Origin of the sequence: Pseudomonas poae RE*1-1-14 (genome assembly GCF_000336465.1) — a bacterium.
GTDB lineage: Bacteria > Pseudomonadota > Gammaproteobacteria > Pseudomonadales > Pseudomonadaceae > Aquipseudomonas > Aquipseudomonas poae.
In genome coordinates, this window is sequence record NC_020209.1 from 256,855 (window position 1) to 271,165 (window position 14,311).

General features: G+C 60.1%; 18 protein-coding genes. 10 read left to right on the forward strand and 8 right to left on the reverse strand.

The genetic code is table 11. The features are described 5' to 3' along the window. The 8 genes from ptsN to H045_RS01220 all read right to left on the reverse strand — a co-directional run bounded on the left by ptsN (position 1) and on the right by H045_RS01220 (position 5,851). Positions 1-456: a PTS IIA-like nitrogen regulatory protein PtsN gene (gene ptsN / locus H045_RS01185; RefSeq protein ID WP_004372099.1), complete on the reverse strand. Its 456-nt coding sequence runs from the start codon at positions 454-456 to the stop codon at positions 1-3. 9 nt (positions 457-465) lie between these two features. After that, entirely contained in the window at positions 466-771 is a 306-nt protein-coding gene (hpf, locus tag H045_RS01190) for a ribosome hibernation-promoting factor, HPF/YfiA family (RefSeq protein ID WP_003171804.1), read from the reverse strand. 76 nt (positions 772-847) lie between these two features. Next, the gene (locus tag H045_RS01195; protein WP_015371176.1) at positions 848-2,341 is read right to left on the reverse strand and encodes an RNA polymerase factor sigma-54; all 1,494 of its coding nucleotides are present in this window, start codon (positions 2,339-2,341) and stop codon (positions 848-850) included. Positions 2,342-2,525: 184 nt separating this feature from the next. Next, positions 2,526-3,251 carry an LPS export ABC transporter ATP-binding protein gene (lptB, locus tag H045_RS01200; protein ID WP_004372092.1) on the reverse strand — a complete coding sequence of 242 codons (726 nt, stop codon included), beginning with the start codon at positions 3,249-3,251 and terminating at the stop codon, positions 2,526-2,528. Then, on the reverse strand, positions 3,251-3,784 hold the full coding sequence (gene lptA / locus H045_RS01205) for a lipopolysaccharide transport periplasmic protein LptA (protein ID WP_041931413.1): 534 nt from the start codon (positions 3,782-3,784) through the stop codon (positions 3,251-3,253). Before lptA ends, lptB begins: the two co-directional genes overlap by 1 nt. Further along, positions 3,771-4,343, reverse strand: coding sequence for an LPS export ABC transporter periplasmic protein LptC (lptC, locus tag H045_RS01210; protein ID WP_015371178.1), 573 nt, complete (start codon positions 4,341-4,343; stop codon positions 3,771-3,773). Before lptC ends, lptA begins: the two co-directional genes overlap by 14 nt. 8 nt (positions 4,344-4,351) lie before the next feature. Next, complete coding sequence (locus H045_RS01215; RefSeq protein ID WP_015371179.1) at positions 4,352-4,876, reverse strand: KdsC family phosphatase; 525 nt, start codon at positions 4,874-4,876, stop codon at positions 4,352-4,354. Further along, positions 4,877-5,851 carry a KpsF/GutQ family sugar-phosphate isomerase gene (locus H045_RS01220; RefSeq protein ID WP_015371180.1) on the reverse strand — a complete coding sequence of 325 codons (975 nt, stop codon included), beginning with the start codon at positions 5,849-5,851 and terminating at the stop codon, positions 4,877-4,879. A gap of 306 nt (positions 5,852-6,157) precedes the next feature. Between H045_RS01220 and H045_RS01225 the strand changes: the two genes are divergently transcribed. The 10 genes from H045_RS01225 (at position 6,158) to hisC (ending at position 14,257) form a co-directional block, all read left to right on the forward strand. Further along, positions 6,158-6,967 carry an ATP-binding cassette domain-containing protein gene (locus H045_RS01225; RefSeq protein WP_003216128.1) on the forward strand — a complete coding sequence of 270 codons (810 nt, stop codon included), beginning with the start codon at positions 6,158-6,160 and terminating at the stop codon, positions 6,965-6,967. Further along, positions 6,967-7,764, forward strand: a complete 798-nt coding sequence (gene mlaE / locus H045_RS01230) for a lipid asymmetry maintenance ABC transporter permease subunit MlaE (protein ID WP_004372077.1) — start codon at positions 6,967-6,969, stop codon at positions 7,762-7,764. The genes H045_RS01225 and mlaE overlap by 1 nt, the downstream gene beginning before the upstream one ends. Beyond that, positions 7,764-8,231 (forward strand): outer membrane lipid asymmetry maintenance protein MlaD, encoded by a 468-nt coding sequence (mlaD, locus tag H045_RS01235; RefSeq protein ID WP_003171814.1) that lies wholly within the window; start codon positions 7,764-7,766, stop codon positions 8,229-8,231. Before mlaE ends, mlaD begins: the two co-directional genes overlap by 1 nt. 11 nt (positions 8,232-8,242) lie before the next feature. Next, complete coding sequence (locus tag H045_RS01240; RefSeq protein ID WP_004372074.1) at positions 8,243-8,890, forward strand: MlaC/ttg2D family ABC transporter substrate-binding protein; 648 nt, start codon at positions 8,243-8,245, stop codon at positions 8,888-8,890. Further along, positions 8,887-9,192, forward strand: coding sequence for an STAS domain-containing protein (locus H045_RS01245; protein ID WP_004372071.1), 306 nt, complete (start codon positions 8,887-8,889; stop codon positions 9,190-9,192). Before H045_RS01240 ends, H045_RS01245 begins: the two co-directional genes overlap by 4 nt. A 114-nt stretch (positions 9,193-9,306) precedes the next feature. Then, positions 9,307-9,546: a BolA family protein gene (locus H045_RS01250; protein WP_003188597.1), complete on the forward strand. Its 240-nt coding sequence runs from the start codon at positions 9,307-9,309 to the stop codon at positions 9,544-9,546. Between the two features lie 23 nt (positions 9,547-9,569). Continuing rightward, complete coding sequence (gene murA / locus H045_RS01255; RefSeq protein ID WP_004372068.1) at positions 9,570-10,835, forward strand: UDP-N-acetylglucosamine 1-carboxyvinyltransferase; 1,266 nt, start codon at positions 9,570-9,572, stop codon at positions 10,833-10,835. 282 nt (positions 10,836-11,117) lie between these two features. Next, on the forward strand, positions 11,118-11,753 hold the full coding sequence (gene hisG, locus H045_RS01260; RefSeq protein ID WP_003188599.1) for an ATP phosphoribosyltransferase: 636 nt from the start codon (positions 11,118-11,120) through the stop codon (positions 11,751-11,753). A gap of 128 nt (positions 11,754-11,881) precedes the next feature. Next, complete coding sequence (hisD, locus tag H045_RS01265) at positions 11,882-13,201, forward strand: histidinol dehydrogenase (RefSeq protein WP_004372061.1); 1,320 nt, start codon at positions 11,882-11,884, stop codon at positions 13,199-13,201. A 3-nt stretch (positions 13,202-13,204) separates the two neighbouring features. After that, the gene (gene hisC / locus H045_RS01270) at positions 13,205-14,257 is read left to right on the forward strand and encodes a histidinol-phosphate transaminase (protein ID WP_015371181.1); all 1,053 of its coding nucleotides are present in this window, start codon (positions 13,205-13,207) and stop codon (positions 14,255-14,257) included. Positions 14,258-14,311 lie beyond the last annotated feature (54 nt).

Here is a 14,311-nt window from a genome sequence, read left to right on the forward strand (position 1 = left end):
TTATTGCTCGTCCAGCACAACCTGATACAACGCCTCATTGCTGCTGGCGTTGCGCAGTTTATGACGTACTTCCTTGCGGTCGAGCATACTGGCGATCTGCCGAAGCAGTTCCAGGTGAGCATCGGTGGCCGCTTCCGGGACCAGCAAAACGAAGAGCAGGTCGACCGGGGCACCGTCGATGGCGTCGAAATCGATGGGTCTTTCCAGGTGCAGCAAGGCGCTGACGGGGGTGTCGCAGCCTTTGAGTCGGCAGTGAGGGATGGCGATGCCGTTGCCAAAGCCGGTGGACCCCAGCTTTTCACGGTCGATCAGGGCCTTGAACACGACCTGCTCATCCAGCTCGGGCACTTCACGGCTGATCAGGTTGGCAATGTGTTCGAGGGCTTTTTTCTTGCTGCCACCCGGCGCGTTCACCAGGGAACGGCCGGGGGTCAGGATGGTTTCAAGTCGGATCATGGGGAGGCGTTAACGACCTGTACCTTGCATCAGGTGCAGATTCTTTTCCTTATGCTTTATGAGTTGGCGGTCGAGCTTGTCGTAGAGCGAGTCAATCGCCGCGTACATGTCTTCGTGTTCCGCATTGGCGACGAGCTTGGCATTCGGTACGTGCAGGGTGGCTTCGATTTTCTGCTTGAGCTTGTCGACCTCCATGATGACCTGCACGTTGGTGATCTTGTCGAAATGCCCCGCAAGCTTGTTCAGCTTGCTCTCGGTGTATTCACGCAGGGGCTTGGTGACTTCCAGCTGGTGTCCACTGATGTTGACTTGCATACAGCTTCTCCTTCGTTGCCAGTGCATAAAGCGACAGGCGAAAAGCGCCTGCCACTGGAACGCTGTGGCTCGCCCGTCACATCAAACGCTTACGCTCGCTGGAAGGCGCAATCCCAAGGGATTCGCGATACTTGGCGACGGTTCGACGGGCGACCTGAATGCCTTGTGCTTCCAGTAAACCAGCGATCTTACTGTCACTCAATGGCTTTTTCTGATTTTCCGCAGCAACCAGTTTTTTGATAATCGCGCGAATTGCCGTGGATGAGCATTCGCCGCCTTCGGAGGTGCTGACGTGGCTGGAGAAAAAGTATTTCAGCTCATATATACCCCGCGGGGTATGCATGAATTTCTGGGTGGTCACTCGCGAAATCGTCGATTCGTGCATGCCCACCGCTTCAGCGATATCGTGCAATACCAGCGGTTTCATCGCCTCGTCGCCGTACTCCAGGAAGCCGCGCTGGTGTTCGACGATCTGGGTGGCGACTTTCATCAGGGTTTCGTTGCGGCTTTGCAGGCTCTTGATGAACCAGCGGGCTTCCTGCAACTGGTTGCGCATGAAGGTGTTGTCGGCGCTGGTGTCGGCGCGGCGTACAAAGCCGGCGTATTGCGGGTTGACCCGCAGCCGGGGCACGGATTCCTGGTTAAGCTCAACCAGCCAACGCTCGTTGTCCTTGCGGACGATCACGTCGGGGACCACGTATTCGGCTTCGCTGGACTCGATCTGCGAGCCCGGACGCGGGTTGAGGCTCTGCACCAGCTCGATGACCTGGCGCAGCTCATCTTCCTTGAGCTTCATGCGACGCATCAGCTGGCTGTAGTCACGGCTGCCCAGCAAGTCGATGTAGTCGGTGACAAGGCGCTGGGCTTCGGTGAGCCATGGCGTCTTGGCGGGCAATTGACGCAATTGCAGCAGCAGGCATTCACTGAGGTTGCGCGCACCAATGCCGGCAGGCTCGAACTGCTGGATGCGATGCAGAACGGCTTCGATTTCGTCCAGTTCGATATCCAGTTCCGGGTCGAAGGCTTCCAGAATTTCGTCGAGCGTCTCGTCCAGATAGCCCTGGTTGTTGATGCAGTCGATCAGGGTGACGGCGATCAGGCGATCGGTGTCGGACATCGGCGCCAGGTTCAATTGCCACAGCAAGTGGCTCTGCAGGCTTTCGCCCACGGACGTGCGGGTGGTGAAGTCCCACTCGTCATCGTCATTGCTGGGCAGGCTGCTCGCGCTGGTCTGATAGACGTCTTCCCAGGCAGTGTCCACGGGCAGTTCGTTGGGAATGCGTTCGTTCCAGTCGCCTTCCTCGAGGTTGTCCACCGTGGGTGCGGTTTCCTGATAGGAGGTTTCCTGCACGTCCGGGTTGGGTTTTTGCTCGATGTTGTCGGCCAGTGGGTCTGCATTATCGAAGTCGTCGCCTTCTTCCTGGCGTTCGAGCATCGGATTGGACTCCAGAGCCTCCTGGATTTCCTGTTGCAGGTCCAGGGTCGACAATTGGAGCAGGCGGATGGCCTGTTGCAGCTGCGGTGTCATCGTCAGCTGCTGGCCCATTCTCAGGACTAGCGATGGTTTCATGGCAGGGGCTTAACACCTTATTCGCCGGCGCAATGCGCCATCCACGACAGGGCGCGCGAGCGCCAAACATAAGCAAATTATATGCCTGATATCGGGTGCTTTGCCTAGAGCGCGATGACAATAAAAATACCGAGGTCTTCATTGACTCGCGCGCTCGTTGGCGAACGCCCTGATACCACCGTGTCTACAGGCGGAACTCGTGACCCAGGTACACTTCCTTGACCAGTTCGTTGGCCAGGATAGTCGCCGAATCGCCTTCGGCGATCAGTTGGCCATCGTTGACGATATAGGCGGTTTCGCAAATATCGAGGGTCTCACGGACGTTGTGGTCAGTGATCAGCACACCGATGCCCTTGGCCTTCAGATGATGGATGATCTGCTTGATATCGCCGACCGAGATCGGGTCGACGCCGGCAAACGGTTCGTCCAGCAGGATGAACTTGGGCGCAGTGGCCAGGGCGCGGGCGATTTCCACGCGGCGACGCTCGCCACCGGACAAGCTCATGCCGAGGTTGTCGCGAATGTGGTTGATGTGAAATTCCTGCAGCAGGCTTTCGAGCTCCTGACGGCGGCCGTCGCGGTCGAGTTCCTTGCGGGTCTCGAGGATCGCCATGATGTTGTCGGCCACCGACAGTTTGCGGAAGATCGACGCTTCCTGTGGCAGATAACCGATACCGGCGCGTGCACGACCGTGCATGGGTTGGTGGCTGACATCGAGGTCGTCGATCAGCACGCGGCCCTGGTCGGCCTGGACTAAACCCACGATCATATAGAAGCAGGTGGTCTTGCCGGCGCCGTTGGGGCCGAGCAAGCCGACGATCTGGCCGCTGTCGATCGACAGGCTGACGTCGCGCACGACCTGACGGCTTTTGTAGGCCTTGGCCAGATGCTGGGCTTTCAGGGTTGCCATTACTCGGCCTTCTTCTTCGGCTGGATAACCATGTCGATACGCGGACGCGGTGCAGTGACCTTGGAGCCATTGGCGCGGCCGGCGTTGGCGATCTGCTTCACGGTGTCATAGGTGATCTTTTCACCTTCCGTGGAGTTGCCGTCGGGGCTCAGCACCTTGGCCTGGTCGATCAGCACAATGCGATTCTGCTGGGCGTGATACTGGATGATCTTGCCGTAGCCCTTCATCGGGCCGGTATCGGCAGGGGCCTGCTTCTGTTCGAAGTAGGCCAGGTTGCCCACCGATGTCACCACGTCGATGTCGCCAGCCGGGGTGCGCGTGAGAGTCACCGTGTTGCCGGTGATCTTCATCGAGCCCTGGGTGATGATGACGCCGCCGGTGTAGGTCGCGACGCCTTGCTTGTCATCGAGCTGAGCATCGTCAGCCGAAATATGGATCGGTTGCTGGCTATCGTTCGGCAGAGCCCAGGCGCTCACGCTTCCCAGTGCTGCGCCCAGACCGAGCAAAATAGGGAGAGTTTTAACGAGCCTCATACTGTCCTCTTACGTTCGATAGCAGGTGTATCCTGCTTTCTTTCAAATACGCTTTCATTCCCTTGCCAGTCGATACACCGCCAGCGCCGTCGATTCTAACGTCTTGCTCGGTCTGCGCATATTGCCTTTGTGGGAATACGGTCATGCGACTGCTGGTAATGATGGTGTCGCGGTTCTGTGCGTCAGTACGTGCGACGCGCACCGAGTCGATCAATTCCACCTCGGTGCCGTCCGGGTTGACCTCGCCACGCTTGCTGGTCACGTGCCACGGGAACTCGGTGCCACGGTACAAATTCAGGTCCGGGTTGGTCAGCAGGGTGACTTCGGAAGCCTTCAAATGCTCGACCTTGTCCGATGTCATCTCGTATTGCACCTTGCCATCGGGCAGGAACTGCACGCTGTAGGCGTTGGTGGCGTAATAGTCGATAACCCCTTCGTCAGCCTGCGCAACAGGCTGGTCGAGAAAGCGCTCCGGGCTGATATTCCAGTAGCCTACCGCGAGAAACAGCGCGGCAATGACCCCGAATAACAGGAAGTTGCGAATCTTTTTGCTCAGCATAAAACGCTCTATAGGTAGGCGGCGTGGGCCGCTTCAAGGCGGCCCTGGGCACGCAGGATCAACTCGCAGAACTCGCGGGCGGCGCCTTCACCGCCGCGTGCGGTCGTGATGCCATGGGCGTGTTCACGCACGAACGCGGCAGCATTGGCGACAGCCATGCCCAGACCCACCCGGCGAATCACCGGCAGGTCCGGCAAGTCATCACCCAGGTAGGCGACCTGCTCATAGCTTAGGTTGAGTTGGCCAAGAAGCTCGTCGAGCACCACCAGTTTATCCTCACGGCCCTGATACAGGTGAGGAATCCCCAGGTTTTGTGCGCGGCGTTCCACAACCGGTGTTTTTCGACCACTGATAATGGCCGTTTGCACGCCTGCGGCCATCAACATCTTGATGCCCTGGCCGTCGAGGGTGTTGAACGTCTTGAATTCGCTGCCGTCTTCGAGAAAGTACAGGCGGCCGTCGGTCAGCACGCCGTCTACGTCGAAAATCGCCAGTTTGATGTGCTTGCCGCGTTGCAGCAGGTCGTCGCTCATTTACATCACTCCCGCACGCAGCAAGTCGTGCATGTTCAGGGCGCCAATCGGGCGGTCGTCGGCATTGACCACCACCAGCGCGCCGATCTTGTGGTCTTCCATGATCTTCAGCGCTTCGGCTGCCAGCATCTCGGGGCGTGCCGTCTTGCCGTGGGGTGTCATCACGTCGTCAATGGTGGCCGTGTGGATATCAATGGTGCGGTCCAGGGTGCGGCGCAGGTCGCCGTCAGTGAACACGCCGGCCAGTCGCCCGTCCGCTTCAAGAATAACGGTCATGCCCAAGCCCTTGCGCGTCATTTCCATCAGCGCATCTTTTAGCAGCGTGCCGCGTTGGACGTGGGGCAATTCATCCCCGGAATGCATCACATTTTCCACCTTGAGCAGCAGACGGCGGCCCAGGGCGCCACCGGGGTGGGAAAATGCAAAGTCCTCGGCGGTGAACCCGCGCGCTTCGAGCAGCGCCACGGCGAGCGCGTCGCCCATCACCAGGGTGGCGGTGGTGGAAGACGTCGGCGCCAGGTTGAGCGGGCAGGCCTCGTGGGTCACGTGTACGTTCAGATTGACTTCGGCAGCCTTGGCCAGTGTCGACTCCGGGTTGCCGGTGATGCTGATCATCTGGATGCCCAGGCGTTTGATCAGCGGCAGCAGGGTCACGATTTCGTTGGTGGTGCCGGAGTTGGACAGGGCCAGGATCACGTCGTCGCGGGTGATCATGCCCATATCGCCATGACTGGCTTCAGCCGGGTGCACGAAAAACGCAGTGGTGCCGGTGCTTGCCAGGGTGGCGGCAATTTTATTGCCAACGTGGCCGGATTTGCCCATGCCGACCACCACAACGCGGCCCTTGCTGGCCAGAATCAGCTCGCAGGCGCGTACGAAATCCGCGTCGATGTGGGCCAGCAGGCCTTCTACGGCCTCAAGCTCCAGGCGGATCGTACGTTGTGCGGATTGAATGAGGTCGCTGGATTGGCTCATGTCTGAAGTCGTATAGCCTGACGAAAAGTCGGCGATTATAGCGGTAATGAACAATTCCCTCACGCTAGTTCGTCAGGCTTTATTCGATGGGCTCAAATTTACACTCAGTTACATACCTCGCGTTTTTTTCGCTGTCCTGATTCTGAACGAGCGATGTTCCGGCCTTGGGGGCTCTGCACCAGCGGTGATATAGTTCGCCGCTTGTTCGGCCCGCCCAGTACACGCGGCTATTTATATTGCGCAAGCGTGCAAACGTTTGTCGTTCACGTGGTGTCTGAGTGTGAGTCCGCATCCCAAGGAGTTTAGATGAGTGCCGATAACGCCTACGCGGTCGAGCTGAAGGGCCTTTCCTTCAAGCGCGGGACGCGCAGCATCTTCAATAACGTCGATATTCGCATTCCCCGCGGCAAGGTCACGGGCATCATGGGGCCTTCCGGTTGCGGCAAGACCACCCTGTTGCGTCTGATGGGCATGCAGTTGCGGCCCAGCGCGGGCGAAGTGTGGGTCAACGGCCAGAACCTGCCGACGCTGTCGCGCAGCGATCTGTTCGACGCGCGCAAGCACATGGGCGTGCTGTTCCAGAGCGGCGCGCTGTTCACGGACCTGGACGTTTTCGAGAACGTGGCCTTCCCGCTGCGGGTGCACACCCAGCTGTCCGACGAGATGATTCGCGACATCGTGTTGTTGAAACTGCAGGCCGTCGGCCTTCGCGGTGCCATCGACCTGATGCCCGACGAACTGTCCGGCGGCATGAAGCGCCGTGTCGCGCTGGCGCGAGCCATTGCGCTGGATCCGCAGATCCTCATGTACGACGAGCCTTTCGTTGGTCAGGACCCGATCGCCATGGGCGTGCTGGTGCGTCTGATCCGTCTGCTTAACGATGCGCTGGGCATCACCAGTATCGTGGTGTCCCACGACCTGGCCGAAACCGCGAGCATCGCCGACTACCTGTATGTAGTCGGCGATGGTCAGGTGCTGGGGCAGGGCACGCCCGAAGAGCTGATGAACGCCGACAACCCGCGCATTCGTCAATTCATGACCGGTGATCCCGACGGTCCGGTGCCCTTTCATTTTCCGGCAGCGGATTACCGCTCAGACCTTCTGGGGAAGCGTTGATGCGCAAGACATCTCTCATCGAGAAGGTCCGCCTTTTCGGTCGGTCCGGCATCGATATCATCGAAGTGCTGGGTCGTTCGACCATTTTCCTGTTCCATGCCCTACTGGGGCGCGGTGGCATCGGCGGTGGCTTTGGCCTGCTGATCAAGCAATTGCACGCCGTGGGCGTGATGTCGCTGGTCATCATCGTGGTGTCCGGGGTGTTCATCGGCATGGTGCTGGCGCTGCAAGGGTTCAACATCCTTTCAAGCTACGGCTCGGAACAGGCGGTGGGCCAGATGGTTGCCCTGACGCTGTTGCGTGAGCTGGGGCCGGTGGTTACCGCGCTGCTGTTCGCCGGGCGCGCAGGTTCTGCGTTGACCGCCGAAATTGGCAACATGAAATCCACCGAGCAGTTGTCCAGCCTGGAAATGATCGGCGTGGACCCGCTCAAGTACATCGTTGCCCCGCGCCTGTGGGCCGGCTTCATTTCCCTGCCGTTGCTGGCGATGATTTTCAGCGTGGTGGGTATCTGGGGCGGTTCGTGGGTGGCGGTGGACTGGCTGGGCGTCTATGACGGTTCCTACTGGGCCAACATGCAAAACAGCGTGACCTTCACGGGTGACGTGCTCAACGGCATCATAAAGAGCATTGTCTTCGCGTTTGTCGTGACCTGGATTGCCGTATTCCAAGGCTATGACTGTGAGCCCACATCCGAGGGGATCAGCCGTGCCACCACCAAGACCGTTGTGTACGCCTCGCTGGCGGTACTGGGCCTTGACTTCATTTTGACCGCCTTGATGTTTGGAGACTTCTGATGCAAAACCGCACTGTGGAAATCGGTGTCGGCCTTTTCTTGCTGGCTGGCATCCTGGCTTTACTGTTGCTGGCCCTGCGGGTCAGCGGTCTTTCGGCCAGCCCTACCGCCGATACCTATAAACTTTACGCATACTTCGACAATATCGCCGGTTTGACGGTCAGAGCTAAAGTGACCATGGCCGGTGTCACCATCGGCAAGGTCACGGCAATCGATCTGGACCGCGACAGCTTCACCGGGCGAGTGACGATGCAACTGGACAAGAAGGTGGATAACCTGCCGACTGACTCCACGGCATCTATCCTTACTGCGGGTTTGCTGGGCGAGAAGTACATCGGTGTCAGCGTGGGTGGGGAAACAGCCCTGCTCAAGGATGGTTCGACCATCCACGACACGCAGTCGTCGCTGGTGCTTGAAGACCTGATCGGTAAGTTCCTGCTCAACACGGTCAATAAAGACGCCAAATGAGGAATCTGTTCATGATCTCTACCTTGCGACGTGGCCTGCTGGTACTGCTTGCAGCGTTGCCGCTGATGGCAAACGCGGCAGGTTCTGCCCACGACCTGGTGCAGGACACGACCAACAAGATGTTGGCTGACCTGACGGCCAACAAAGAAAAGTACAAACAGGACCCGAGCCAGTTTTACAACGCGCTCAATACCATCGTGGGCCCCGTGGTGGATGCCGAAGGCATCTCCCGCAGCATCATGACGGTGAAGTATTCGCGCAAGGCCACCCCGGCGCAGATGCAGACCTTCCAGGAAAACTTCAAGCGCGGGCTGTTCCAGTTCTACGGTAACGCCTTGCTCGAGTACAACAACCAGGGCATCACCGTGGCCCCGGCCGGCGACGAATCGGGTGACCGCACCAGCGTCAACATGAGCGTCAAGGGCAACAACGGCGCGGTTTACCCTGTGCAGTACACGCTGGAGAAGGTCAAGGGCGAGTGGAAGCTGCGCAACGTGATCATCAATGGCATCAACATTGGCAAACTGTTCCGTGACCAGTTCGCCGACGCGATGCAGCGCAATGGCAACGACCTGGACAAGACCATCAATGGCTGGGCCGGTGAAGTGGCCAAGGCCAAGGAAACTTCCGACAAGGAAGCCGGGAAGTCTGCGCAATGACCGAGTCGGCTGTTCGTATCGGCGCTGCCGGCGAGCTGTTCCTCAGTGGTGTGCTGGATTACCGCACCGGGCCTGACCTGCGCAAGCAGGGCCAGGCGCTGATCAAGGCCAGCGACGCACCTGCAGTGGTGCTTGATTGCTCGGCGGTGACCAAGTCGAGCAGCGTGGGCCTGTCCTTGCTACTGTGCTTCATGCGTGATGCCGAAGCGGCCAACAAGCCATTCAGCATTCGTGCGTTGCCTGAGGACATGCGCGAGATCGCCGAAGTTTCCGGTCTGACCGAGCTGTTGGCGCATCCTTAATACACGTTATTACAGAAGCCCCCCGTCAGAGTCCTGCTATGCGGGGTTCGCAGGCGCGGGGCTTTTTTGTATGATGTGCGATCCGTGCGCACTGGGCGCCGATAGAGGTTGAACATGCAGGCCCTAGAAGTTAAGAGCTTTCTCGAAGGAAAGCTGCCGGAAACGACCGTAGAGGTTGAAGGCGAAGGCTGCAATTTCCAGCTGAACGTGATTAGCGATGAACTGGCGGCACTCAGCCCGGTCAAGCGTCAGCAGCAGATCTATGCCCATTTGAACCCATGGATCACCGATGGCAGCATCCATGCGGTCACTATGAAATTTTTCAGCCGCGCGGCCTGGGCCGAGCGCACCTGAGCCCCCAAGGCGTCGAGATTCTTATGGATAAATTGATTATTACCGGCGGTGCCCGCCTTGACGGCGAGATCCGTATCTCCGGTGCGAAAAACTCTGCCTTGCCGATCCTGGCAGCGACCCTGCTGTGCGATGGCCCGGTGACCGTGGCCAACCTGCCGCACCTGCACGACATCACCACCATGATCGAACTGTTCGGTCGCATGGGCATTGAGCCGGTAATCGACGAGAAACTCTCGGTCGAAATCGACCCGCGCACCATCAAGACCCTGATCGCTCCGTACGAACTGGTGAAAACCATGCGTGCGTCGATCCTGGTGCTGGGCCCCATGGTTGCCCGTTTCGGCGAAGCTGAAGTGGCCCTGCCTGGCGGTTGCGCCATCGGTTCGCGTCCGGTCGACCTGCACATCCGTGGCCTTGAAGCCATGGGCGCGGTCATCGACGTCGAAGGCGGCTACATCAAGGCCAAGGCGCCTGAAGGCGGCCTGCGTGGCGCCAACTTCTTCTTCGATACCGTCAGCGTGACCGGCACCGAAAACATCATGATGGCCGCTGCCCTGGCCAACGGCCGCAGCGTCCTGCAAAACGCCGCGCGTGAGCCTGAAGTGGTCGACCTGGCCAACTTCCTGATCGCCATGGGTGCCAACATCAGTGGCGCCGGCACCGACACCATCACCATCGACGGCGTGAAGCGTCTGCACTCGGCCACCTACAAAGTGATGCCGGACCGTATCGAGACCGGCACCTATCTGGTTGCAGCCGCTGTTACCGGTGGCCGCGTCAAGGTCAAGGACACCGATCCGACCATCCTTGAAGCGGTTCTGGAAAAACTCAAGGAAGCCGGCGCTGAAATCACCACCGGTGAAGACTGGATCGAGCTGAACATGCACGGCAAGCGGCCAAAGGCCGTCAACGTGCGTACCGCTCCGTACCCGGCGTTCCCGACCGACATGCAGGCGCAGTTCATTTCCCTGAACGCAATTGCCGAAGGCACCGGCGCGGTGATCGAGACCATCTTCGAAAACCGCTTCATGCATGTGTACGAACTGCACCGCATGGGCGCCAAGATCCAGGTCGAAGGCAACACCGCCATCGTCACCGGTATCGACAAGCTCAAAGGCGCGCCAGTGATGGCTACCGACCTGCGTGCGTCGGCCAGCCTGGTGATCTCGGCACTGTGCGCTGACGGCGACACCCTGATCGACCGCATCTACCACATCGACCGTGGCTACGAGTGCATCGAAGAAAAACTGCAGATGCTCGGCGCGAAAATCCGCCGCGTACCGGGCTAGCCCTGGCGCATTAACACCGTCACTGCTCCGGCGAGCAGGTTTTATGTGGCTGGCGGGCTTGTGTGGCGAGCGGGCTTGCCCCGCGTTGGACTGCGCAGCAGTCCCGTTTTTGGGTCGCTACGCAACCCAGCGCGGTGCAACCTCGCTCGCCACAGGCAGGTGCTTGCCGTTATGTGGCCGGTGTGCTGAATTTGTTTCAAATCGGGGCTGTCATGGCCTCGATCTGTGTCTGGCGCCCTTTGCGACCAGACCGCAATCGCCTGATGAAGGACTGACGTTTCCATGTTGACCATCGCACTGTCCAAGGGCCGCATCCTTGACGACACGTTGCCGCTGCTGGCTGAAGCGGGCATCGTGCCGACCGAGAATCCGGACAAGAGCCGCAAGCTGATCATCCCCACGACCCAGGACGACGTGCGCCTGTTGATCGTGCGGGCAACCGACGTGCCGACCTACGTTGAGCATGGCGCGGCCGACCTTGGCGTTGCCGGCAAGGACGTGCTGATGGAGTACGGTGGCCAGGGCCTGTATGAGCCGCTGGACCTGCGCATTGCCCTGTGCAAGCTGATGACCGCCGGCCGTGTTGGTGATGTCGAGCCGAAAGGCCGCCTGCGGGTCGCCACCAAGTTCGTCAACGTTGCCAAGCGCTACTACGCCGAACAAGGCCGCCAGGTCGATATCATCAAGCTCTACGGCTCCATGGAGCTGGCGCCGCTGATCGGCTTGGCCGACAAGATCATCGACGTGGTCGACACCGGCAACACCCTGCGTGCCAACGGGCTTGAACCCCAGGATTTCATTGCCGACATCAGCTCCCGGCTGATCGTCAACAAAGCCTCCATGAAGATGCAGCATGCTCGTATCCAGGCGTTGATCGATACCCTGCGCAAGGCAGTGGAGTCGCGACACCGCGGTTGACTCACCCGCGTAGCCCAACGGCTGCGCCCGTCTATCCGCCTCATAGCCAGAATTCTCAGGTGCCCAAGCGGAAACGACTGCTAGTTTAGGGCGCCTGAGTTTTTGCCAATTCTATTGAGGCCCTCGCTATGACCACGTCCACTGCAATTGCCCGACTCAACGCTGCCGACCCGGATTTCGCCCATCATCTGGATCATCTGCTGAGCTGGGAAAGCGTGTCCGACGACTCGGTCAACGGGCGAGTGCTGGACATCATCAAGGCCGTGCGCGAGCGCGGTGACGCGGCACTGGTGGACTTCACCCGCCAGTTCGATGGCCTGGACGTCAAGTCCATGGCCGACCTGATCCTGCCCCGCGAGCGCCTGGAGCTTGCGTTGACACGCATCACCGGCCCGCAGCGTGAAGCACTGGAAGTGGCGGCAGCTCGCGTGCGCAGCTACCACGAGAAGCAGAAGCAGGATTCCTGGAGCTACACCGAGGCCGACGGCACCGTGCTCGGTCAGAAGGTCACGCCACTGGACCGCGCCGGCCTTTACGTGCCGGGCGGTAAGGCGTCGTATCCGTCTTCGGTATTGATGAATGCGATTCCGGCCAAAGTGGCGGGCGTGACCGAAGTGGTCATGGTGGTGCCGACCCCGCGTGGCGAAATCAACGAGCTGGTGCTGGCAGCGGCCTGCATCGCTGGCGTTGACCGCGTGTTCACCATTGGCGGCGCCCAGGCGGTTGCGGCCCTGGCCTATGGCACCGAGAGCGTGCCGAAGGTCGACAAGGTGGTCGGCCCCGGCAACATCTATGTGGCCACCGCCAAGCGCCATGTGTTCGGTCAGGTCGGTATCGACATGATCGCCGGCCCCTCGGAAATCCTGGTGGTATGCGATGGCCAGACCGATCCGGACTGGATTGCCATGGACCTGTTCTCCCAGGCCGAGCACGACGAGGACGCCCAGGCGATTCTGGTCTGCCCGGACGCAGAGTTCCTCGACAAGGTCGCCGCCAGCATCGCCAAGCTGCTGCCGACCATGGAGCGCGCCGAGATCATCGAGAAGTCGATCAATGGCCGTGGCGCGTTGATCCTGGTGCGCGACATGGAGCAAGCCATCGAAGTGGCCAACCGCATCGCGCCGGAGCACCTGGAGCTGTCCGTTGCCGATCCGCAAGCCTGGCTGCCGTCGATTCGTCATGCCGGTGCGATCTTCATGGGTCGTCACACCAGCGAGGCGCTGGGCGACTACTGCGCAGGTCCCAACCATGTGCTGCCCACCTCCGGCACGGCGCGTTTCTCGTCGCCGCTGGGGGTGTATGACTTCCAGAAGCGCTCGTCGATCATCTTCTGCTCGCCACAAGGCGCCTCCGAACTGGGCAAGACCGCCTCGGTGCTGGCCCGTGGCGAATCCCTGAGCGCCCACGCGCGCAGCGCCGAATACCGCATCCTTGAAGAGGGGAAATAACCCATGAGCAAATTCTGGAGCCCCTTCGTCAAGGACCTGGTGCCTTACGTGCCCGGCGAACAGCCCAAGCTGACCAAACTGGTCAAGCTCAACACCAATGAAAACCCCTACGGTCCATCGCCCAAGGCGCTGGCGGCGATGCAAGCCGAGTTGAACGACAATCTGCGCCTGTACCCGGACCCCAACAGCGACCTGCTCAAGCAGGCCGTGGCCGACTATTACCAGATCGATGCCGGCAAGGTGTTCCTCGGCAACGGCTCCGACGAGGTGCTGGCGCATATCTTCCACGGTCTGTTCCAACACCACCTGCCGCTGCTGTTCCCGGATATCAGCTACAGCTTTTATCCGGTGTACTGCGGCCTCTATGGCATCCAGTCGGCCCCGGTGCCCCTGGACGAACAGTTCCAGATTCGCGCGGCGGATTACGCCAGGCCCAACGGCGGGATCATCTTCCCCAACCCGAACGCCCCGACCGGCTGCGTGCTGGCCCTGGATGCCGTGGAACAGATCCTCAAGGCCAGCCCCGACTCGGTGGTGGTGGTCGATGAAGCCTATATCGATTTCGGCGGCGACACCGCCATCAGCCTGGTAGATCGCTACCCGAACCTGCTGGTGACACAGACCCTGTCCAAGTCGCGCTCACTGGCCGGTTTGCGCGTGGGCCTTGCCGTGGGCCATCCGGATTTGATCGAGGCGCTGGAGCGGGTCAAGAACAGTTTCAACTCCTACCCGCTCGATCGCCTGGCGATTGCCGGCGCGGCGGCGGCGTTCAAGGACCGTGAGTACTTCGACAAGACCTGCCAGTTGGTGATCGACAGCCGTGAGACGCTGGTGGCGCAATTGAAAGGGAAGGGCTTTGAAGTGTTGCCGTCGGCGGCCAACTTCATCTTCGCCCGTCACCCCCGGCATGATGCGGCTGGTCTGGCTGCGAAGCTGCGTGAGCAAGGGGTGATCGTGCGGCACTTCAAGCAGGCGCGGATTGCCCAGTTCCTGCGGATCAGCATTGGCACGCCTGAGCAGAACCAGGCGCTGATCGATGGGCTCGGCGAACTCTGACAGACGCTGAAAATCAAATGTGGGAGCTGGCTTGCCTGCTCCCACACTGATTTG